Here is a 22,067-nt window from a genome sequence, read left to right as displayed (position 1 = left end):
ATTTCATGACGATTGGAACGCGGATTGCGCTCGGTTTTGCGGCGGTCCTTCTAATGACGGTTGCCGTGGCGTTCGTTGGTTGGAACAGCCTGCGCACCTACGCCGGACGTGTCGATCTGGCAGCCCACACCGCCGAACTGGACGCCCGGTTGAAAACCGTGCGGATCGAGGAAGCCCGTTTCGTCACCGAGCGGGACTCCAAGGCTGCCGACAACGTGCCCGGCATGCTGGACCGGCTGCGCGACGAGGCCCAGGGCACGCGGTCCGCGCTGGAGGACGCCGGCAGCGTCCGGCTGGTGGACGAGATCCTGGCGGGCATCGCCGGCTACCGCAGCGCCTTCGCCAATTTCGTCGCCCAGGACGGGGAGGCCCGCACCCGCACCCAGAGCATGGAGACGCGCGCCCAGGCCCTGCGGGAGATCGCGGAGAAGATCGGCAAGCAGCAGTCCGACCGCTACGACCAGAACATGGTCAGCCTGAAGGACGCGGAGCACGCCGTGCGGCAGAGCCGCGACACCTCCGACCGCGCCGACCGGCTGATCGAGATGGTGCTGGAGGCGCGGCGCCTCCAGTCCGACTTCGCCCACACCCGCAATCCCGCCACGATGGCGGCCGCCGGGGAGGCCATCGCGGCGCTGCTGGCCAACGCCGAGGCCATCGAGAAGGACCTCGTCGGCACCAACGACGAGGAACTGGCCCAGCGGATCGTCACCATCGCCGGCGCCTACCGCATGGTGTTCGATCAGACCCGCACCGAAGGCGCCGGGGAGTCGGCCAGCGGCCGCATCCAGGCGCTGGATCGCCACGCCCTCGAGATCCAGAATCTCGCCCACGAGATGCAGGAGAATCAGGCGATGGTCTCCAGCGCGCTTCAGGAGGCCGCGAACTTCGCCCAGAGCGAGGTGAACGAGGCCGTCCAGCTGCGCGGCATCGCCATGCGCCTGATCCAGGGCGCTCAGTCCGCGATGCTGGGGCAGCGCGACTTCATCCTGATGAACGGGGAGGGCGCCCGCGCCCAGGTGCATGGCGCGGTGAAGGAGACGCTGGCTCTGGCCACCCAGGCCGGGGCCGTGCTCGTCGATTCGGAAGGCCGCGCGCTGATCGCCGCCATCACCGAGGCCGGCCAGGCCTTTGATCGGGAGTTCGCCGCCCTCGTCACCACCAGCGAGAACCAGCGCACCGCCTCCAAGACCATGGCCAAGGCCGCGGGCGACGTCAGCGAGCAGGTGGCCCGTCTCGTCTCCATCCAGCGCGACGACCGCGAGAACGGGCGCAGCGGGGCGGAGCTGATCATCATCATCGGCGCCGCCGTGGCGCTGGCGCTCGGCATGATCATGGCCTGGATCATCGACCGCGCCATCACCCACCCGATGCACGCCATGACCAAGGCGATGGGCCGGCTGGCCGAGGGCGACCTGACGGTGGACATCCCCGCCGGCGACCGTAAGGACGAACTGCGCGCCATGGCCGAGGCGCTCAGCGTCTTCAAGGAGAACGCCCTGGAGATGCAGCGCATGGAGGGCGAGCGGGAGGAGATGCGCCGGCAGATCGACGCCGACCGCCGCCGCACCATGAACGAGTTCGCCAACGGCTTCGAACAGGCGGTGTCGGGCGTCGTCCAGTCGCTGACCGAGTCCGCCGGCAATCTGGGCCGTGACGCGCAGGAGATGTCGTCGGACGCCGCCCTGACCACCGCCAAGTCGAGCGCGGTCGCTGCGGCGTCGGAACAGGCGTCGAGCAACGTGCAGACCGTCGCCGCGGCGGCGGAGGAGCTGTCCTCCTCCATCGCCGAGATTTCCCGCCAGCTCAACAGCAGCTCGCAGGTGGCGGTCGGGGCAGCGGCCAAGGCGACCGAGACCAACGGCATTGTCGAGGGGCTGGCCGAGGCGGCGCAGCGCATCGGGCAGGTGGTCGACCTGATCGGCGAGATCGCCGAGCAGACCAACCTGCTGGCCCTGAACGCGACCATCGAGGCGGCCCGCGCCGGCGAGGCGGGCAAGGGCTTCGCCGTGGTGGCCACGGAGGTGAAGAACCTCGCCGGCCAGACCGCCCGCGCGACCGAGGAAATCTCCAGCCAGGTGGCGCAGATGCAGGCGGCGACGGGCGGGGCGGTGGGCGCCATCCGCACCATTTCCGACGCCGTCGGCACCATCAGCAGCACGGTCACCGAGATCGCCTGCGCCATGGAGCAGCAGGGTCTCGCCACCCGCGAGATCGCCCAGAACGTCAACCAGGCCGCCGAGGGCACGCAGGAGGTGATGCATCACATCGCCGAGGTGACCAACGCCGCCATCAAGACCGGCGGCGCGGCCGACGCCGTCCTGGGCGCCAGCCGCACGTTGACCCGGCAGGCCGAGCATCTGCGGTCCGAGGTGCAGGGCTTCCTCAACAAGGTGCGAACCGCCTGACCACATGACCGCCTGACCGCGGTCCATCGGGGAGCCGGGGGCTGAAAATTCCCCCGGCCCGTCCCCGTTGCTTTCGCACGGGGCTTCTGTTAAGCCGCGCCGAGCCTCACGGACGCGAGATCTCATGGACTTCCCCTTGTCACAGCGCGATTCCACACGGGGGATTCCCGACGCGCTGCTGGCCGGTCTGGCCGGCGTCGCGGCGCTGGCGCTCGGCCCGCTGGCCTCGATGGCGCCGCGCGGGCTGCCGGTCTGGGCTATCCTGATCGCCCTGATCGGTCTGGCCGGTCTGGCCCGCCGCGGCGCCCTGGGGCGGCTGCAGCGGGCGATGCCCGGCACCGCCGTGGTTCTGGCCTTCCTGGCCCTGGCCTCGCTGTCCATCCTGTGGAGCCCGTCGCCGCGCGCCGGCCTGACGGTGGTGGAGATCGGCTACATCGGCCTCGGCGCCCTGGCCGGCGGGGCGTGGCTGTCCTCGCTGCCCGGGGTGGAGGCGCGGCGGCTGATCGGCCTGTTCCTGATCGGCGTGTTCGCCGGTGTCCTGCTGTTCGCGGTGGAAGCCGCGCTGGATTTCCCGCTGCACCGCTGGTGGAACCATGTGCCGGCGGGCGCCGAGATCGCCGAGACCAACGTGCCCAAGCGCACCGCGGTGCTGCTCTGCCTGCTGGTCTGGCCGGCGGCGATGGCGCTCGACCGGGCCGGTCGCCGCGCGGCGGCGGTCGCGCTGCCGGCGCTCTTCGCCGGCGCCTGCCTGCTGCTGACCAGCCGGTCGGCGATGCTGGGCATCGCCGCCGGCGGAGTGGCTTTCGCGCTGGCGGTGTGGTCGCCGCGGCTGGTTCGCGGGGTGCTGGCGGCGGTCCTCGCGGTGGCCTTCACCTTTGTGCTGCCGCTGGCCCTGCTGTTCGACCGCGTGCTGAACCTGGATGGCGCCGCTTGGCTGTTCCATTCCGCCCGGCATCGGGTGGAGATCTGGGGCATGGCGGCCAGCCGGGCGCTGGAGACGCCCGTCTTCGGGCAAGGCATCGACGCCTCCCGCGCGCTTGACCCGGAGGGCGCGGTGTCGCGCTTCGGCACGCTGACCGACAGCCTGCTGCCGCTTCATCCCCACAACGCCTTCCTGCAGGTCTGGCTGGAGCTTGGCGGCGTCGGCGCCGCGCTGGCCCTGGCGGCGTCGCTGCTCCTGCTGTTCGGCACGGTGCGGATGGAGCGGCGGCTGCAACCCTTCGCGCTGGCCCTGTTCGCGTCCGGCCTCGCCATGGCGAGCACGGCCTACGGGATCTGGCAGGCGTGGTGGATGGGCGGGATGCTGGCCGCCGGCCTGATGCTCCGGCTGGCCGCGCGCACCCCGGCGGGGGGCGAATGACGGGGGCGCACGGCAACGGACCCCGCCGTGTCCTGGTCATCAAGCTGGGGGCCTTCGGCGACTTCTTTCTCGCCCAGACCGCCTTCTCGGCCATCCGCCGGCATCATGGCGGCGACCATCTGACGCTGCTGACCCTGCCGCCCCTGGCCCCGCTTGCCCGCCTCAGCGGCCTGTTCGACGAGGTGCTGGAGGATCCGCGCGGGCGCTCCCTCGGCGCCTATCGGCGGGTCCGGCGGCTGCTGCGCGCCGGCCGCTTCGATCGGGTCTACGACCTTCAGGCGCAGCCACGCACCGACCGCTATTTCTGGCTGCTCGCCCCCGGTCCCTGGCCGGAATGGTCGGGAACGGCCTGGGGCGCCTCGCATCGCGACCAGTATCCGGGCCGCCGCAAGGTGCCGGTGATCGAGCGCTACACCCGGCAACTGGCCCCCTTCGGCATCGTGCTGGACGCGGTGCCGGACCTGTCCTGGCTCGACGCCGACACCGGCGGTTTCGGCATCGCCGCACCCTACGCCCTGCTGATCCCCGGCTCCTCCCCCGGACGGCCCGACAAGCGCTGGCCGGTGGAGCGCTATGGCGAACTGGCGCGCGCGTTGGCGGCGCGCGGGATCACGCCGGTCGTTCTGGGCACAGCCATCGAGGCGGACCTCGCCCGGGCGATCGTCGCGGCCTGTCCGCAGGCGGTGGACCTGACCGACCGTACCAGCGTGCCGGAAATCGCCGGGCTGGCCCGCCGGGCCTGGGCGACGGTTGGCAACGACACCGGTCCCACCCATCTGGTGGCCGCTGTCGGCTGTCCCACCCTGGGACTTTTTTGCGACGCGTCCATCCCCATCCACGCCAACGGGCCGCGGATGGTCATCCACCACCGGCCGTCCTTCGCCGACATGGACGCGGAGGGTGTGCTGGCGGCGATGGACGCTCTTCCGCCGAACCGGTAGAGTGCCGGCCGGCCTTTTTCCAGGAGCCATGCAGGTTTTGAGCAGCCAGGACGCCAGCGCGATGCCCGCGGACGCGGTCACCCTGCCCGCCGGAAAACCGGGCGGGCGCCTGATGCTGCTCGTCAAGCTGGCGGTGACGCTGGCGGTGCTCGGCGTGCTGGGGGCCAAGGCCGACTGGCCGGCGCTGCTGGCGCGGGTCGCCGGGGCGGACCCGGTCTGGCTGGCCGCCGGCTTCACGGCGAAGCTGCTGGCCGTGGTCTGCGCCGGGGAGCGCTGGCGCGACGCCCTGTGGGCCGCGGGCGAACGGGTGTCGCACGGGCTGGCGTTGCGGCTGATGTTCACCGGTCTGTTCTTCGGGCAGGTGTTGCCGGGGGCGCTCGGCGGCGACGTGGTGCGCGGCTGGCTGACCTACCGGGGCGGCGCGTCCTCCGCCGCCGTGGTGCTGGCGCTGGTTCTGGACCGGCTGCTGGCCCTGGTCGGCTGCATCCTGCTGCTGTTCCTCGGCCTGCCGCATCTCGTCGCCACCGCGCCGCCCTCGGTCGCCTGGGCCGGGCCGGCGGCGGTCCTGCTGCTCGCTGTCGCCATGATCCTGGGGCTCCAGGCGGACCGCCTTCCCCTGCCGGGCGTCCTGCTGCGCCCGCCGGTCCGGGCCGTGCGGGCGCAGGTGGCGCGGCTGCGCGCGGCGCTGCTCAGCCGGGCGGCGCTGGTCGGGCTTCTGCACAGCGCGGCGGTGCATCTGTGCACCGTCTTCGCGGTCATCGCCTACGCCCAGGCGCTGGGCATTCCCGTGCGGGTTCTGGACGCGCTGGCCGTCGTGCCGATGACCATCTTCGCGGCGGCCCTGCCGATCTCGCTGAACGGCTGGGGCGTGCGGGAAGGGGCCTTTGTGGCCGGTTTCGCGCTCTACGGTCTTGGCGCCACCGACGCGCTGGCTTTGTCTCTGATGATCGGCCTGTCGGTCACCCTGTCGTCGCTGCCGGGCGGCCTGCTCTGGCTCAGTCTGAAGGGTCCGAAGGGGGCTGGGCGGCCCTGAGGCGGGCCAGCGCCCAGCCGGCGGCGTCGCGCACCACCTCGCTCGGGTCTTCCAGAAGGCGTTCGGCCGCCCGTTCGGCTGCAGCGGCGTGGCGGGCGTCGCCGCTGTTGCCCAGAGCCACCAGCACGTTGCGCACGAAGCGATCGCGGCCGATCCGCTTGATCGGTGAGCCGCTGAAGACTTGCCGGAAGCCCGCGTCGTCCAACTGCGCCAGATCGGCCAGCCGCGGTGCCGTCAGTTCGGCCCGCGGCAGGAAGGCCGCCTCGCGCGAGCGCCGGGCGAACTTGTTCCACGGGCAGGCGGCCAAGCAGTCGTCGCAGCCGTAGATGCGGTTGCCCATCAGCGGGCGCAGCTCCTCCGGGATCGGCCCCTTGTGCTCGATGGTCAGGTAGGAGATGCAGCGCCGCGCGTCCAACTGGTTGGGAGCGGGGAAGGCGGCGGTGGGGCAGGCGTCCAGGCAGCGGCGGCACTGGCCGCAGCGGTCGACCCCCGGCGGGTCCGGCGGCAGCTCCAGCGTGGTGTAGACCTCGCCCAGGAACAGCCAGGAGCCGTGGGAGCGCGACACGAGGTTGGTGTGCTTGCCCTGCCAGCCCAGCCCGGCCTTCTCGGCCAGCGGCTTCTCCATCACCGGGGCGGTGTCGACGAAGACCTTCAGCTCGGCATTGAAACGGTGGGCGATCCATTGGCCCAGCGTCTTCAGGCGGCCCTTGATGAGGTCGTGATAGTCGCGGTTCCTCGCATAGACCGACACGATGCCGCGGTCGGGATGCGCCAACAGGGCGCGGGGGTCCTCCGCCGGGGCGTAGCTGGTGCCGAGCGCGATCACGGTGCGCGCCTCCGGCCACAGCGCCTGGGGATGGACCCGGCGGTCGGCCTTGTCCTCCATCCAGCCCATGTCGCCGTGCCGGCCCTGGCTCAGGAACTCGGCCAGCCGTGCCCTGGCCTCCTCGCCCAGCTCCGCCCGCGCGAAGCCGACCGCGTCGAAGCCCAGCGACAGGGCGCGGTCACGGATGGCTTCACGGGTGGAGGTGTCTGGGTCGGACATGGTGATGTTTTGAAGTGTTAGCCCTCTCCCCTCCGGGGAGAGGGTGGCCCGGAGGGCCGGTGAGGGGGATGCGCATGGCGTGAGGTTCGGCAGAAGCGCAGCCCCCTCACCCTAACCCTCTCCCCAGAGGGGAGAGGGGATTTAGGAGGGTTACACTCCCGAATCAGCCGCGGCCGCGGTAGGTCTGGACGTCCTGCGACGGAATCCACACGCCCTTCGGCGGCTCGCCGGTGGCGTAGAACACGTCGATGGGAATGCCGCCGCGGGGGTACCAGTAGCCGCCGATGCGCAGCCACACCGGCTTCAGCTCGTCCACCAGACGTTTGCCGATGCCGACGGTGCAGGCCTCGTGGAAGGCGCCGTGGTTGCGGAAGCTGGTCAGGAACAGCTTGAGCGACTTCGACTCCACCAGCCACTCGCCCGGCACATAGTCGATGACCAGATGGGCGAAGTCCGGCTGGCCGGTGATCGGGCAGAGCGAGGTGAACTCCGGTGCGGTGAAGCGCACGACGTAGTTCTCGCCGGGGTTCGGGTTCGGCACGCGCTCGAGCAGCGCTTCTTCCGGCGTCTTCGGCTGGACGGTGGCGCCGCCGAGCTGCGTCAGGCCGGCGTAGATGTTCTCAGACATCCGCGGATTCCTTCTTCGCGGGTTTCGCCGGCTTGGCCGGCTTCACCTTCAGGTGGGCCAGCGGGTCTTCGGTGGCCGGGACGTCGCCCTCGTTCAGGCGGGCCTCCAGCGCGCTTGCGACCTCTTCGAAGCGGCCGTCCTCGATGGCTTGCCGAAGCTCGGCCATCAGGTCCTGGTAGTAATGCAGGTTGTGCCAGGTCAGCAGCATCGGCCCCAGCATCTCGCCCGCCTTGAACAGGTGGTGCAGATAGGCCCGGCTGTGGTTGCGGCACGCCGGGCAGCCGCATTCCTCGTCGAGCGGGCGCTCGTCATGGGCGTGGCGGGCGTTGCGGATGTTGATGGTGCCGCGACGCACGAAGGCCTGACCGGTGCGGCCCGAGCGGGTGGGCATCACGCAGTCGAACATGTCGACGCCGCGCCGCACCGCGCCGATCAGGTCGCTGGGGCGGCCGACGCCCATCAGGTAGCGCGGGCGCTCCTTGACCATCAGCGGCTCGGTGAAGTCGAGCACGGTGAACATCGTCTCCTGGCCCTCGCCCACGGCGAGCCCGCCGATGGCGTAGCCGTCGAAGCCGATCTCGCTCAGCGCCGCCACGCTTTCCGCCCGCAGGTCGGCATAGACGCCGCCCTGCACGATGCCGAACAGGCCGTAGCCGGGCCGCTCGACGAAGGCGTCCTTGCTGCGCCTGGCCCAGCGCATCGACAGGCGCATGGACGAAGCGGCCTGCGCCTCAGTCGCCGGGAAGGGGGTGCACTCGTCCAGGCACATGGTGATGTTGCTGTCCAGCAGGTGCTGGATCTGGATCGAGCGTTCCGGCGTCAGGTGATGCTTGCTGCCGTCGAGGTGGGATTTGAAGGTTACCCCCTCCTCGGTCATGGTGCGCAGGTCCGACAGGGACATGACCTGGAAACCGCCGCTGTCCGTCAGGATCGGCTTGTCCCAGTTCATGAAGCGGTGCAGGCCGCCCAACTGCCCGACGCGCTCCGCCGTGGGGCGCAGCATCAGGTGGTAGGTGTTGCCGAGCAGGATTTCCGCGCCGGTGGACTTCACCGCGTCGCTGGTCATCGCCTTGACGGTGGCGGCGGTGCCCACGGGCATGAAGGCCGGCGTGTTGATGACGCCGTGGGCGGTGGAAACCCGCCCGCGCCGGGCGCGCCCGTCGGTCTTCAGAAGCTCGAACCCGATCCCGGTCATCACACCCTCCGGAGCAGCGACGCGTCGCCGTAGCTGAAGAAACGATAATTCTGGCCGATGGCGTGCGCGTAGGCCGCCTTCATCGTGTCCATGCCCGCGAAGGCGCAGACCAGCATGAACAGGGTGGAGCGGGGCAGGTGGAAGTTGGTCACCAAAAGGTCCACGATCTTGAAGCGGTAGCCGGGGGTGATGAAGATGTCGGTGTCGCCGCTGAAGGCCCGGATGCTGCGGTCGTCGAGCCCCGCCGTCTCCAGGATGCGCAGCGCCGTGGTGCCGACCGAGACGATCCGCCCGCCCGCGGCGCGGGTGACGTTGATGGCCTCGGCGGTTTCCGCGGAGATTTCGCCCCACTCGCTGTGCATGCGGTGCTCGGCGATGTCGTCCACCTTGACCGGCAGGAAGGTGCCGGCCCCGACATGCAGCGTCACCGGCACGCGGCGGATGCCGCGCGCGTCGAGCGCGGCCAGAAGCTCCGGCGTGAAATGCAGCCCGGCGGTGGGGGCGGCGACGGCGCCCTCGCGCGCGGCGAAGACGGTCTGGTAGTCCGCCGCGTCCTGCTCGTCCGCCTCGCGCCGGATGTAGGGGGGCAGGGGCATCCGGCCGTGGCGGTGCAGCGCCTCCATCAGCGCCGGCCCGCCCTTGGAGAAGCGCAGGCGCACCTCCATCCCATCCTTGGCGACGACCTCGGCCGCGAAGTCGTCGGCGATGGCGATCACGTCGCCGGGCTTCAGCCGCTTGCCGGGGCGGGCGAAGGTCGCCCACTCCCGCTCGCCCTCGCGCTTGTGGAGCGTGATCTCCACCCGCACCTCGCCGCGCCGGCCATCGAGGCGGGCGGGGATGACGCGGGTGTCGTTGACGACCATCAGGTCGCCCGGCTCCAGCAGGGCGGGCAGGTCGCGCACGGTGCGGTCGTGCAGACGCTCCGCCACGTCGAGCAGACGGGCGGCGTCACGCGGCTTGGCCGGATGCTCGGCGATGCGGTCCGGCGGAAGGTCGAAGTCGAAATCGGCGGTCTTCATGGGAGCCGCTCGTATAGACCAAAGCGGTGGGACGGGGGAAGCATTACGAGTCGGCGGCTATTCGGGCAAAGGGAGGGACTGGGCGGTCAGGGCGGCGGTCTGGCGGGCGTGCAGGACATCCACGTCGAAGCCCTGGATCATCTCCTGGAACAGCCGGTACCAGTTCACTTCGGCCTGGAGGTGCAGGAAGACGGAGCCCAGCCCGATGGCCGCGCGATCCATGAAGACGAACTCCCGCGGCACCTCCACCCCGCCGACCCGGCGCAGCTCGGCGTGGACCTTGGCGGCGGTCTCGCGGCCGTAGTGGCCGGAGTTCGTCTCCTCGATGCGGCGGCTGCGGTCGTCCATGATCGGGGCGTAGACGAAGCGCGCCCAGATGTTCAGCACGTCCACCAGCTCTTTGGTCGGGTTGCCGAAGCCCCAGGTGCGGTAGGCCTCCACCGCCTTGTCCTGGTTGTCGGTCTGCAGCGCGTCGTAGAGGTCGATCACCCCCTTCACGAAGCGGGCCGGGAAGACGCGGACGCAGCCGAAATCCAGCAGGTTGATCCCGCGGTCGGGCCGCACCGTATAGTTCCCCAGATGCGGGTCGCCGTGGATGATGCCGTAGCCGTAGAAGGGCACGTACCAGGCCCGGAACATGTTCATCGCCAGCGCGTCGCGGGCGTCCGGATGGTCCTTCACGAAGTCCAGGATCTTGCGGCCCTCCACCCATTCCAGCGTCAGCAGGCGGCGGGTGGACAGGTCGGGCACCACCGTCGGCACATGAACGCCGGGGGTGTCGGCCAGCATGGCGCGGTAGAGGCGGGCGTGCTTGGCCTCGCGCTCGTAATCCAGCTCCTCGCGCAGCCGGGCGCCGATCTCCGCCTGGATCTGCTTGGTGGATATGGCGCTGTCAGTGCGCTCGAAGATGGCGAAGATCAACCCGAGCTGGCGCAGGTCCGCCTCCACGGCGGAGGCCATGTCGGGGTACTGGAGCTTGCAGGCGAGGGTCTGCCCGTCCAGCCCGACGGCGCGGTGCACCTGCCCCAGCGAGGCCGCCGCCGCCGCTGTCTGTTCGAAGTGCCGGAAGCGCTTGTGCCAAGCGGGCCCCAGCTCGCTGGCCATGCGACGCTTGACGAAGGGCCAGCCCATCGACGGCGCGTCGGCCTGGAGCTGCGACAGCTCCTGCACATACTCGCGGGGCAGGGCGTCGGGGATGGTGGACAGCAGTTGCGCCACCTTCATCAGCGGTCCCTTCAGCCCGCCCAGCGCGGCGCGCAGTTCGGCGGCGTGGCGATCCCGCTCCAGGGGGATGCCCAGCACCCGTTCTCCGGCGAAACGGGCCGCAAGGCCCCCCACGGCGGTTCCGACCCGCGCATACCGCGCGATCCGGCCGCCAAGCCTGTTCTCATCCGTGTTCGGCATGCCGAATAGGTGGGGGCGTGGAGGCCGAAAGGCGAGTCCCAGGCTGGACGAAACCGGAACGTACCGGCGTCGTTACCCACCCGGTGCGATGTTCTGGTTCACGCAGAACAGGTTGGTCGGGTCGTATTTCGCCTTCAGCGCCCGCAGGCGTTCGTAGTTCGGCCCGTAGGCGGCCTGGACGCGCTGTTCGTCGTCGGTGACGAAGTTCACATAGACCCCACCCGTGGCATAGCGGGCGGTCCGGTCGGAAACGCCGCGCGCCCATTGGATGCAGGCGCTGTCCTCCGGCGGGGTGTTCCAGCGCGCGTGGACGTTCATGACAAAGAGGGCGTCGCGGTGCGGATAGGCGGTGGCGTCCGCCGGCACGCGGTTGGCCGCAGCGCCGAGCAGCCCGACGAAAATCTCGCACTGGTCGGAGGGCAGTCTCCCGGCTTCCTCGACCAGCAGGTCGATCAACCCGTCCTCCAGCCCGGTGAAGTTCTGCGATTTCCAGTAGTTCCGCGCGCCCGGCACCAGGAGCGGGTCGAAGGCCGCCTGCCACGCCGCGTAGGGCATGAGGCCGACATGCTCGCCGACGGGCGTGCCCAGCGACAGAACCGGTTCCAGCGCCTTGCGGGCCGCCGCCTCGTCGTCTCCGGCGTAAATGACGGGCATGACGACCACCTCCTTGCCATGAACGTCCGGCGGCAGGAAGGGCAGGGGCGGCGCCTTGCGCAGCACCATCCAGGCGGTGGCCTCGTCGGGCAGGGCCGCCGTGGCGTCGCGGTAGCGGCGCATCAGGTCGCCCGCCCCCGCGAAGGGATGGACGACTAGCCCGGCGAACACCATCGGCCCCACGGGATGCAGGCGGAAGGTGAAGGAGGTGACGATGCCAAAGTTGCCGCCGCCGCCGCGGATGGCCCAGAAGAGGTCGTCGTTCTCGTCGGCGCTGGCGCGCAGGAACTTTCCGTCGGCGGTGACCACGTCGGCGCCCAGCAGATTGTCCACAGTCAGCCCATACTTGCGGGTCAGCCAGCCGAACCCGCCGCCCAGCGTCAGCCCGGCGATGCCGGTGGTCGAGTTGATGCCGACCGGCACGGCCAGCCCGAAAGCCTGCGTCTCCCGGTCGAGGTCACTCAGCGTGGCGCCGGGCGCCACCCGCGCCGTCCGGCTGATCGGGTCGACATGGACGAAGCGCAACGCGCCGAGGTCAATCAGCAGGCCGCCGTCGCACAGGGAATTGCCGGCAATGTTGTGGCCGCCGCCGCGCACGGAGACCAGCAGCCCGTTCTCCCGCGCGAAGCGCACTGCCTGCATGACGTCGGCGGCGCCGGCGCAGCGGGCGATCAGGCCGGGCCGGCGGTCGATCATGGCGTTCCAGATCGTCCGGGCCTCGTCATAGCCCGGTGACTGCGGGGTCAGCAGCGGGCCGCGCAAGCGGGCGGCAAGATCGTTGACGGCGTCCTCGGAAAGAGTCGCGTCCCGCCGGTCGGCGGTGCGAAGCGTGAAATCGCCCATCAAGCACCTCCCACGTCAAAGCAGCAATTTTCGCGAATATCCGGAGCGGATTGGCGCAACAAGGGTAAAGTTTCACCCCTGCACAGGCCATCCGGGAAAGGACTCCATCCGGTGTTCTTCCGGACGGAGCCACCCCTCAATTCGGTGTTCGCGCGGCTTCGACGGTGGAGGGTGGTGGATCAGCCGCCCTGGCTGCGGATCCAGGCGGCGGTGGCGCTGTCCATGGTGTTCTTGTGGTTGATGAACCACTCCGGCACGACCTCGGTCAGATAGCCGCGGACCAGCGCCAGATTGCCGGCAGCCATGCGCTTGGCGATGCCCTCCAGCTCCAGACGGACGCGGTTGTGCTCGTGGACGTGGATGGGCGTCGGCGGGAAGCCGTACTGGTGCATCAGCTCCTCCTCACGGGCCAGATGGTCGCGGAGGTGCTGGGCGAAGGCGGTGAAATGGGTAGGCAGGTCGGCGTCCGACGCCTTGGCGGCTTCGGCCAGCAGCTCGACGGTTTCCTTGTGGTCGGCGTCGATGATGGCGTTGCCGACTTCCAGGGACGGGCTCCAGGCGGGGATCGAGAGGGTGGGCATGGTGCTCTCCGAAGGGATCGTTGGAGGCCACCATACCCATCCGCCGATTGGGGATTCTTGACGTCCGTCAAGAAAACCCGGTGAGAAACTCCGGTCAGGGCTGATTTTCCAGCTCGTCAACAAAGCCGCGGATGACGTTCAGCCCCTTCTGCCAGAAGGCCGGATCGCTGGCGTCCAGCCCGAAGGGGGCCAGAAGCTCCTGGTGGCGCAGCGTGCCGCCCGCCGACAGCATCGCCAGATACTTCTCCGCGAAGCCCTTCTCCGACTCCTGGTAGACCGCGTAGAGCGAGTTCACGAGGCAGTCTCCGAACGCGTAGGCGTAGACGTAGAAGGGCGAGTGGATGAAGTGCGGGATGTAGGACCAGTAGTTCCGGTAGCCCTCGTCGAAGCGCAGCGCCGGGCCGAGGCTTTCGGTCTGCACCGCCATCCAGATCTCGCCCAGCCGTTCGGCGGTCAGTTCGCCCTCGCGGCGCTCGGTGTGGACGCGACGCTCGAAGTCGAAGAAGGCGATCTGGCGGACCACCGTGTTCAGCATGTCCTCGACCTTGGAGGCCAGCATGATCTTGCGGCGCTTCGGGTCGGTCTCGCGGTCGAGCAGGGCGCGGAAGGTCAGCATCTCGCCGAACACCGACGCGGTCTCCGCCAGGGTCAGCGGCGTGTCGGACAGCAGGTGCCCCTGGCCGCCGGCCAGAATCTGGTGCACGCCGTGGCCCAGCTCATGCGCGAGCGTCATCACGTCGCGCGTCTTGCCCTGGTAGTTGACCAGCAGATAGGGGTGAACGCTCGGCACCGTCGGGTGGGCGAAGGCGCCCGGCGCCTTGCCGGGGCGCACCGGCGCGTCGATCCAGGCGTTGTCGAAGAAGCGCTTGCCGAGCGCCGCCAGATCCGGCGAGAAGCGGCCGTAGGCGCCCAGAACGAGATCGCGCGCCTCGTCCCAGCGGATGCTGCGGTCGGCGTCGTCGGGCAGCGGCGCGTTGCGGTCCCAGTAATCCAGATGGTCCTGTCCGAACCACTTGGCCTTCATCGCGTAGTAGCGGTGGGACAGGGCCGGGTAGGCGTCCTTCACCGCCGCGGCCAGCGCGTCCACCACCTCGTCCTCGACGCGGTTGGACAGGTTGCGGGCCGAGGTGGGCGCCTTGTAGTTGCGCCACTTGTCGTCGATCTCCTTGTCCTTGGCCAGGGTGTTGGTGACCAGGGCGAACAGGCGGATGTTGTCGCCCATCACCCGGCCGATCACCGTCCCGGCCTCCTTGCGGACCTCCGGACGGCGGTCGGACAGGCGGTTCAGCGCCTCCGCGCAGGTCAGCTCCTTCCCGCCAATGGGGAAGCGCAAGCTGGCGATGGTCTCGTCGAACAGGCGGTTCCAGGCGGCGCGCCCGACCACATGCTTCTCGTGCAGTAGGCGTTCGACCTCGTCGGAGAGTTGGTGCTCGCGGAACAGGCGGACGTCGCGCAGCCAGGGGGCGTAGCGGGCGAGGTCCTTCGACGCCTTCAGCTTGGCGTCCAGCGCCTTGTCTTCCAGCCGGTTGATCTCCAGCGTGAAGAAGACGAGGTGGGTGGAGATGCCGTTCACCCGCTCCTGCGCCGACTGGTAGAACTTGGCGATGGTCGGGTCGGTCATGTTGCCGTTGTAGACCAGCCCGGCGTAGGACATCACCCGCGACAGCACCTCGTCGATGTGCTCGTACTCGCGGATGGCGGCGGCGAAGGCGTTGCCGTCCAGCCCGGCCAGCTTGGTCGCGTATTTCTCATAGAAGTCCTTGGACGCGCGCTCCATCCGTTCCAGGTCGGCCTTCAGTTCCGCCGACTCCATGCCCGGATAGAGGTCCGTCAGGTCCCAGGAAGGCAGGGCGCCGAGGTCCGGCCCATCCCCCGTGGCGGCCAGGGCGGTGTCGGGCATGGTGGTCTGAGGAGCGCCAAGGAAATCGCCAATCGGGTGCCGGGTGGCGCTGCGGGTCATCTGTCCCTCCGTTCTGGGCTTGAGCCGTTCTGGGCTTGAGCCGTTCTGAGCTTTGGAACCGGATATAAGCGCCGTGCGGGCTCGGGGGAAGGCTGCGCTGCGGCGCCCGCTCAGGGAGTCTGGCTTTCCTGCGCGCGGCGGATCGCCGCCTCCACGCATTGCAGGTGCAGCTTTTTGCGGGCGAGCTGGCGGGTCCGCCGCTCCTCGAGGTCGGTGGTGGGCATCGCCTCGATGGCGCAGCCGCGCCAGCCGTTGGCGTCGAGCGCGCGGGCGACCTCCGCATAACCGAAATAGCCCTTGTCCGGCTGCTCCCACGGCGCGCGGAAATCGGCGCGGCGCAGGACGAAGCGGTTGGACTGGCTGGACCCGCCGAGACTGGTCAGCCGGGCCACGATCAGCCGTTCGCCGTTCGGGTGGACGACGGTCAGGATCGGGCGGATGCCGAAGACGGGCGGGTCGATGCTCATGGGGACATGCATAGCGTTCCGGTCTCCAATAGGCCAGAGACAAGGCCGCCGCACAGGGAAGCCGATCACGGACAGGACGTCGCGACCTGTGAAAAATGAGCGCAGTCATACGCAAGTATGCGATCGGATCGACCGCCTGAAAATTAGTGGTTCACAAGTGATTGTTGCGTGTCTTCTATGGAATCTAGTGAGGAGATTTGATGATCGGCGAATCAATTCTCCTAGTATGGAAAGGAGAAGGCGGCGATGACATTGTTGGTGCGCTTACGAAAGCCGGTTTTGGCGGCGTTCTTCCTCTTGTCGTGGCTTCTTCCCGTCGCCGCGGCGCCAGCTCAGCCGGCTCCCGTCGAACTGCCCGCCAGCGCCTACGACGCGCAGGGCACCGCTCTGTCGGCCCTGGTCTATGTGCCGGACAGCGCGCGGGCGCGCGGCAAGGTGCCCCTGCTGGTCCTGCTGCACGGCTGCGAGCAGGACGCCCGCACCTTTTTCGAGGATTCGGGCTGGAAGGACATGGCCGACGCCCACGGCTTCGTCGCCCTGCTGCCGGCGCAGAAGCACAACCTGTTCTCCATGGTGGGGACGGGAGGGCTCGGGCGTTACGGCAACCCGCTCGGCTGCTTTAACTTCGCCGACCGGCTGAACAGCCCGTTGAAGGGCTTCGTGCCGAGCGAGGCGGCGGCCATCGCCTCGATGGTCGGCGCGGTCGTCTCAGGCAAGGGGCTGGGCGCCAACGGCCCGGCGGTGGACGCGGAACAGGTGTCCGTCACCGGCCTGTCGGCGGGGGCGGGCATGGCGGCGACCCTGCTGGCCGATTTCCCGCAGGTCTTTGCGGGCGGGGCGCTCTTCGCGGGCGTTCCGGCGCTGTGCGCGCAGAGCATGCAATCGGCCGCGTCGCTCTGTGGCATCTCGGTTATGCGCGGCTGTGCTGAGGTGAAGGCGCGCTCCGGCGGCTACGACAGCCGCGAATGGACGAAGGCGGTCCAGCGCGCCCAGCACCCCGCCGGGCGTCCGCGCGTGCTGATCGTCCAGGGGACGGCGGACTGCACCGTGGACCCGCAGAACGCCCTCTATCTCACCAACCAATGGACGGCCTTCCACGGCCTGAAGACCGACGCTCCGGTGGTCATCGGGCAGGAACCCTCCTGGCCGGCGCGCGCCGTGCGGCAGGGCTACGCCCCGGTGGGTGCCAACGCCCTGTGGGTGGAGACGGTGCTTCTGAAGGACGTCGGCCACGTTATGCCCATCGACACCGGCAACCCGCAGCGCCCTTGCGGGCGGGTCCGGGTGTCGGAGACGAAGACCTACATCGAGGATGTCGGCTTCTGCGGCGCGGCGCTGGCCGCCGGCTTCCTGCAACTGGAACAGTAACACCCGCCGAAAGGGCGGCGGGCGGGTCCGGCACTCACCAAAGTGGTGCGACAGCCCGCCGCACCTTCCGGAATGCCGTTTGCCAAACGATGCAAATCTGACGCAGATTGGGGCCGCTGCGTGAACGTTCATTGCGCGGCTGCGGAGAAACGCGAACCAAACAAAATATAAGGGACGCCCCCATGAGCCAAAGCTCGGCCGATCGCTACAACCAGATCCACGCCCGTTCCCTGTCCGACCCCGACGGATTCTGGGGCGAGGCGGCGGAAGACATCACCTGGATCAAGCGCTGGGACAAGGTGCTGGACGACAGCAACGCGCCCTTCTACCGCTGGTTCACCGGCGGCGTCCTGAACACCTGCTACAACGCCGTCGACCGCCATGTGGAGGCCGGACGCGGCGCCCAGGCGGCGATCATCTACGACAGCCCGGTCACCAAGACCGTGCAGACCATCACCTACGCCGAACTCCAGGATCAGGTCGCCCGCTTCGCCGGCGCGCTGCGCGCCCAGGGCGTGGAGAAGGGCGACCGCGTCATCCTCTACATGCCGATGATTCCGCAGTCGCTGGTCGCTATGCTGGCCTGTGCGCGCCTCGGCGCCGTGCATTCGGTGGTGTTCGGCGGCTTCGCCCCGCACGAGCTGGCGACCCGCATCAACGACTCCCGGCCGAAGGCCATCGTCTCGGCCTCCTGCGGCATCGAGCCGAACCGCGTCGTCAAGTACAAGCCGATGCTCGACGCCGCCATCGAGCAGGCGGAGCACAAGCCGTCCAGTGTCATCGTCTTCCAGCGGCCGCAGGAGACCGCGACCCTGGTCGAAGGCCGCGACGTGGGTTGGGCGGAGGCCGTCGCCAAGGCCGAACCGGCGGAATGCGTGCCGGTGGCCGCGACCGACCCGCTCTACATCCTCTACACCTCGGGCACCACGGGCCAGCCGAAGGGCGTGATCCGCGACAACGGCGGCCACGCCGTGGCGCTGAAGTGGACGATGAAGAACATCTACAACGTCGAGCCGGGCGAGGTGTACTGGGCGGCGTCGGACGTGGGCTGGGTCGTCGGCCACTCCTACATCGTCTACGGCCCGCTGCTGCACGGCTGCACCACGGTGGTGTTCGAGGGCAAGCCGGTGGGCACGCCGGACGCCGGCACCTTCTGGCGGGTGATCGAGCAACACAAGATCGGCACGCTGTTCACCGCCCCGACCGCCTTCCGCGCCATCAAGCGCGAGGACCCCAACGCCGAACTGCTGAAGAAGTACGACCTGTCGCACTTCCGCGCCCTGTTCCTGGCCGGCGAGCGCTCGGACCCCGACACGCTGCATTGGGCCGAGGACAATCTGAACGTTCCGGTCATCGACCATTGGTGGCAGACCGAGACCGGCTGGGCGATCTCCGGCAACCCGCTGGGCGTGCATCTGTTCCCGATCAAGTACGGCTCGGCCACCCGCCCGATGCCGGGCTGGGACGTGCAGATCCTGAACGCCGAGAACAAGGAAGTGCCGCGCGGCGACATCGGCGCCATCTGCGTGAAGCTGCCGCTGCCTCCGGGCACGCTGCCGACGCTGTGGAACGCCGACGACCGTTACAGGAAGTCGTACCTGTCCGATTACCCCGGCTATTACCAGACCGGTGACGCGGGCTTCATCGACGACGACGGCTATGTCTACATCATGGCCCGCACCGACGACATCATCAACGTCGCCGGCCATCGCCTGTCCACCGGCGGTATGGAGGAGGTTCTGGCCAGCCACAAGGACGTGGCGGAATGCGCGGTGATCGGCGTGGCCGACGACCTGAAGGGGCAGGTGCCGCTGGGCTTCCTCTGCCTGAAGGCCGGCGTGACCCGCCCGCACGAGGAGATCGTCAAGGAGGTGGTCCAGCTGGTGCGCGAGCAGATCGGCCCGGTCGCCGACTTCAAGCGCGCCGTGGTCGTGGAACGCCTGCCGAAGACCCGCTCCGGCAAGATTCTGCGCGGCACCATGCAGAAGATCGCGGACAACCAGGACTACAAGACTCCGGCGACCATCGACGATCCGGGCATCCTGCCGGAGATCGCCGAGGCGCTGCAGTCTCTGGGCTACGCCAAGACGCATCAGGCGAGCTGACCGCTTCCGCCGGCACCGCGTTCCAAGCCCCTTCCCCGGCACCGGCCGGGGAAGGGGTTTTCCTTTTCGGCTAAAGCGAACATTCGTTCGCTTTAGACTCATATCGCCTCATTCGCCGGCGGGCTCCGGTCGCATGTGCGACCGGGACCGCCGTCGCGGTCCAAAGCGGATCGCAATCCGCTTTAAGCCCTGCCCAGCGCGGCCAGGGAGTCGTCCAGCTCGTCCAGCCGGGCCTGTTCGGCCTCCAGTTCGGCCAGGACGCGGCGGGCGTTGGCGATGTCGAGGTCGAGCTGGTCGCGCCGTCGCCGGATCAGTTCCTCCAGAGGGGTCAGCTCCTCCACGGCCAGCGCCTGGGCGATGGCCGCGTTGCTGCCGCCGCCCAGCGCCAGCCGCAGCATGCGCGTGGTCGGGCGGATGCCCTGGGCCTCCAGATGGCGGGCGGTGACCAGGATTTCGATGGTGTCGTGATGGCGTGCCATGGCCCCGCCCTTATGACGCAGTGCCGGCAATCTTGCCAAGCCACGGGCCGAATTCGCTGATTCATCAGCGCGCAGCGGCAATTTGCCACAATCCTCCGCGGAAACGTTCTTTCCCACCCCGGGAAATGGATCGCGCTTGCGATAAAACTATTTATCTAGTAGATTTATATGAATAATAACACAAGCCATGCCGTGTAATCTGGCGTGCCAGTCTCTCGCTTCACCGATCCGCTTCCGCACCGCTGACGAACCAGGAGACACGATGAACACGCCACTGCCCTGCAAAATCCGTTTGGCCAAGCGCCATTTCGCCGCCGCCTTCGGCGCCATGCTGGTGACGACGATGTCCGGATTTGCCCTGGCCGCCGCCCCGGACGGGCCGCTGGTCACCACCGACTGGCTGGAAAAGAATCTGAGCGACCCGAAGGTGAAGGTCATCGAGGTCAGCGTGAACCCCGGCGTCTACGAGCGCGGGCACATCCCCGGCAGCGTGAATTTCTCCTGGCACACCGACCTGAACGACACCGTCCGCCGCGACATCGTGGGCAAGGAACAGTTCCAGGCCCTGCTGTCCAAGGCCGGGGTGGAGAAGGACAGCACCGTCGTCCTCTACGGCGACACCAACAACTGGTTCGCGGCCTGGGGCGCCTGGGTGTTCGACATCTACGGCGTGGACAATGTGAAGCTGCTGGACGGTGGCCGCAAGAAGTGGGAGGCGGAGAACCGCACCCTGTCCACCAAGCCGGCTGAGGTGAAGCCCAGCAACTACACCGTCTCCAAGGTGAACGCCGGCCTGCGCGCCCGCCTGACCGATGTGGTCGCCGTTGCCGACGGCAAGAGCGACGCCAAGCTGGTGGACATCCGCTCCCCCGACGAATACCAGGGCAAGGTCTTCGCCCCGCAGGGCATCCAGGAGTTGTCGATCCGCGCCGGCCATGTGCCGGGCGCCGTGAACGTCCCGTGGGGCAAGGCGGTGAACGAGGCCGACGGCACCTTCAAACCGGTGGCGGAGCTGAAGGCGCTCTACGCCTCGGTCGGCATCGACGGCTCCAAGCCGGTCATCACCTATTGCCGCATCGGCGAGCGGTCGAGCCACACCTGGTTCGCCCTGTCCAAGCTGCTGGGCTATGAGGTGAAGAACTACGACGGGTCCTGGACCGAATACGGCAACGCCGTGGGGGTCCCGGTGAACAACCCGGCCGGTACGGTCTGGGCGGCCAAGTGACGGGTGGCCATGGATGGATGGCCGACTGACACCCGTCGCATGACGGCCCGGATCCGCAACGGGGAGCCCGCCTTGCGGGCTTCCCCGACGCCCCACGCAGCCCTCGCCCCGGCTTCCGGCGCCACCGCGCTGGCCGGGCGGGTTCTGCTTCCCCTGCTGCTGGCCGGCGCGGTCGTGGCGGCGGCCTACGCGCTGGCCGCGCAGCCCGGCGGCGGCCCGTCGCTGGCCTTCGCGCTGACGCTGGGCGCGGCGTTCGGCGCGCTTCTGCAACGGACGCGCTTTTGCTTCCTCTGCCATGCCCGCGACTTCATCGACCGCCGCGACCCGCGCGGCCTGCTGGCGATCCTGCTCGCCCTGGCGGTGGGGACGGTCGGCTATCACATCGTTTTCGGGGCCTGGGTGCCCAACCCGGTCGCCCCACGCCTGCCGCCCGACGCCCACATCGGTCCGGTGAGCTGGGTTCTGGCGCTGGCCGGTCTGGCCTTCGGGCTGGGGATGGCGGTGTCGGGCTCCTGCATCAGCGCCCATCTCTACCGGCTGGGCGAGGGCTCGCCGGTCTCCCCCTTCGCTCTGGTCGGGGCGGCGGGCGGCTTCCTGCTCGGCTTCCTCACCTGGAACGATCTCTACCTGTCCACCATCATCACGGCCCCGGTGGTCTGGCTGCCCCATCATCTGGGTTATGGCGGGTCGCTGGCGGTGCAGCTCCTGGCGCTTGGCGGCCTTGCGGCCCTGCTCTGGCGCTTCCGCGCGGCCTCCGCCCCCGAAACGGCCGTCCGTGAGCCTCCGCACACCCTGCCAGACCTGTTGCGCTCCTGGTTCGACGGGCGTTGGCCCTATTGGATCGGCGGGCTGGGCGTCGGGCTGATCGGCTTCCTGGTGATCCTGCGGCTCAAGCCGCTGGGGGTCACCTCCGCCATCGGCAGCGCCGCCCGCCAGTTGGGCAACGAGGTCGGGCTCGTTCCCCTGCGGCTGGAGGGGCTGGACGGCTTCGCCGGCTGCGCCACCGTGCCGGGCGATAGCTGGCTGACCCCGAACGGTCTTCTGGTCGCCGGTCTGGTCGCCGGAGGCTTCGCCGCGTCGCTGGCCGCCGGCCAGTTCACCCCGCGCCGCCCGACGCTGAAGGACGCCGCCCGTGGCCTTGGCGGCGGGCTTCTGCTCGGCTGGGGCAGCATGACCGGGCTTGGCTGCACGATCGGCACGCTGCTGTCCGGCACCATGGCCGGCGCCCTGTCGGGCTGGGTGTTCGGCCTGACCGTCCTGGCCGGTGTGTGGGCCGGCCTGGCCCTGCCGCGGCGCTTTGTCCGCAACTGACCGCAACCCCCCGCCTCGATTTTGCCGAATTTTTGCTGCAC

18 protein-coding genes are annotated in these 22,067 nt (G+C 69.3%); 8 read left to right on the top strand and 10 right to left on the bottom strand.

Annotated features, from left to right (window positions below):
- Positions 1-65: 65 nt before the first annotated feature.
- The 4 genes from ABAZ39_RS09095 to ABAZ39_RS09080 all read left to right on the top strand — a co-directional run bounded on the left by ABAZ39_RS09095 (position 66) and on the right by ABAZ39_RS09080 (position 5,742).
- Positions 66-2,408, top strand: a complete 2,343-nt coding sequence (locus tag ABAZ39_RS09095) for a methyl-accepting chemotaxis protein (protein ID WP_247881559.1) — start codon at positions 66-68, stop codon at positions 2,406-2,408.
- A 124-nt stretch (positions 2,409-2,532) separates the two neighbouring features.
- Positions 2,533-3,768 carry an O-antigen ligase family protein gene (locus ABAZ39_RS09090; protein ID WP_038528705.1) on the top strand — a complete coding sequence of 412 codons (1,236 nt, stop codon included), beginning with the start codon at positions 2,533-2,535 and terminating at the stop codon, positions 3,766-3,768.
- Positions 3,765-4,709, top strand: a complete 945-nt coding sequence (locus ABAZ39_RS09085) for a glycosyltransferase family 9 protein (RefSeq protein WP_038528702.1) — start codon at positions 3,765-3,767, stop codon at positions 4,707-4,709. Before ABAZ39_RS09090 ends, ABAZ39_RS09085 begins: the two co-directional genes overlap by 4 nt.
- Positions 4,710-4,770: 61 nt before the next feature.
- On the top strand, positions 4,771-5,742 hold the full coding sequence (locus ABAZ39_RS09080) for a lysylphosphatidylglycerol synthase transmembrane domain-containing protein (protein ID WP_160174810.1): 972 nt from the start codon (positions 4,771-4,773) through the stop codon (positions 5,740-5,742).
- On the opposite strand, the gene queG is transcribed toward ABAZ39_RS09080, so the two are convergent.
- The 9 genes from queG to ABAZ39_RS09035 form a co-directional block, all read right to left on the bottom strand.
- A complete protein-coding gene (queG, locus tag ABAZ39_RS09075; RefSeq protein WP_038528699.1) occupies positions 5,705-6,787 on the bottom strand; it encodes a tRNA epoxyqueuosine(34) reductase QueG in 1,083 nt (360 codons plus the stop codon). The two genes, ABAZ39_RS09080 and queG, sit on opposite strands and share 38 nt — an antisense overlap.
- A 163-nt stretch (positions 6,788-6,950) precedes the next feature.
- Positions 6,951-7,415, bottom strand: coding sequence for a preQ(1) synthase (queF, locus tag ABAZ39_RS09070; protein ID WP_038528696.1), 465 nt, complete (start codon positions 7,413-7,415; stop codon positions 6,951-6,953).
- On the bottom strand, positions 7,408-8,610 hold the full coding sequence (gene tgt, locus ABAZ39_RS09065) for a tRNA guanosine(34) transglycosylase Tgt (protein ID WP_038528693.1): 1,203 nt from the start codon (positions 8,608-8,610) through the stop codon (positions 7,408-7,410). Before tgt ends, queF begins: the two co-directional genes overlap by 8 nt.
- Positions 8,610-9,629: a tRNA preQ1(34) S-adenosylmethionine ribosyltransferase-isomerase QueA gene (queA, locus tag ABAZ39_RS09060; RefSeq protein WP_038528690.1), complete on the bottom strand. Its 1,020-nt coding sequence runs from the start codon at positions 9,627-9,629 to the stop codon at positions 8,610-8,612. Before queA ends, tgt begins: the two co-directional genes overlap by 1 nt.
- A gap of 57 nt (positions 9,630-9,686) precedes the next feature.
- Complete coding sequence (locus tag ABAZ39_RS09055) at positions 9,687-11,033, bottom strand: ABC1 kinase family protein (RefSeq protein WP_038528687.1); 1,347 nt, start codon at positions 11,031-11,033, stop codon at positions 9,687-9,689.
- Positions 11,034-11,105: 72 nt separating this feature from the next.
- Positions 11,106-12,530: an FAD-binding oxidoreductase gene (locus ABAZ39_RS09050; RefSeq protein WP_038528684.1), complete on the bottom strand. Its 1,425-nt coding sequence runs from the start codon at positions 12,528-12,530 to the stop codon at positions 11,106-11,108.
- A 179-nt stretch (positions 12,531-12,709) separates the two neighbouring features.
- Entirely contained in the window at positions 12,710-13,111 is a 402-nt protein-coding gene (locus ABAZ39_RS09045) for a bacteriohemerythrin (RefSeq protein ID WP_051657892.1), read from the bottom strand.
- 94 nt (positions 13,112-13,205) lie between these two features.
- Complete coding sequence (locus tag ABAZ39_RS09040) at positions 13,206-15,011, bottom strand: M3 family oligoendopeptidase (protein ID WP_038531061.1); 1,806 nt, start codon at positions 15,009-15,011, stop codon at positions 13,206-13,208.
- Positions 15,012-15,181: 170 nt separating this feature from the next.
- Positions 15,182-15,538: a hypothetical protein gene (locus ABAZ39_RS09035; protein ID WP_038531059.1), complete on the bottom strand. Its 357-nt coding sequence runs from the start codon at positions 15,536-15,538 to the stop codon at positions 15,182-15,184.
- A 297-nt stretch (positions 15,539-15,835) separates the two neighbouring features.
- Between ABAZ39_RS09035 and ABAZ39_RS09030 the strand changes: the two genes are divergently transcribed.
- On the top strand, positions 15,836-16,906 hold the full coding sequence (locus tag ABAZ39_RS09030; RefSeq protein ID WP_160174809.1) for an extracellular catalytic domain type 1 short-chain-length polyhydroxyalkanoate depolymerase: 1,071 nt from the start codon (positions 15,836-15,838) through the stop codon (positions 16,904-16,906).
- Positions 16,907-17,088: 182 nt separating this feature from the next.
- Entirely contained in the window at positions 17,089-19,011 is a 1,923-nt protein-coding gene (locus ABAZ39_RS09025; protein ID WP_038528679.1) for a propionyl-CoA synthetase, read from the top strand.
- A gap of 182 nt (positions 19,012-19,193) precedes the next feature.
- On the opposite strand, the gene ABAZ39_RS09020 is transcribed toward ABAZ39_RS09025, so the two are convergent.
- Complete coding sequence (locus tag ABAZ39_RS09020; RefSeq protein ID WP_038528676.1) at positions 19,194-19,490, bottom strand: hypothetical protein; 297 nt, start codon at positions 19,488-19,490, stop codon at positions 19,194-19,196.
- Between the two features lie 262 nt (positions 19,491-19,752).
- On the opposite strand from ABAZ39_RS09020, the gene ABAZ39_RS09015 reads away from it, so the two are divergent.
- On the top strand, positions 19,753-20,715 hold the full coding sequence (locus tag ABAZ39_RS09015) for a sulfurtransferase (protein WP_144243481.1): 963 nt from the start codon (positions 19,753-19,755) through the stop codon (positions 20,713-20,715).
- A gap of 39 nt (positions 20,716-20,754) precedes the next feature.
- Entirely contained in the window at positions 20,755-22,026 is a 1,272-nt protein-coding gene (locus tag ABAZ39_RS09010) for a YeeE/YedE family protein (protein WP_081862930.1), read from the top strand.
- Positions 22,027-22,067: the final 41 nt, after the last annotated feature.

The sequence above is a fragment of the Azospirillum argentinense genome, assembly GCF_000632475.1.
Classification (GTDB): Bacteria; Pseudomonadota; Alphaproteobacteria; order Azospirillales; family Azospirillaceae; genus Azospirillum; species Azospirillum baldaniorum.
This window is presented reverse-complemented; position numbering and strand designations above follow the sequence as displayed.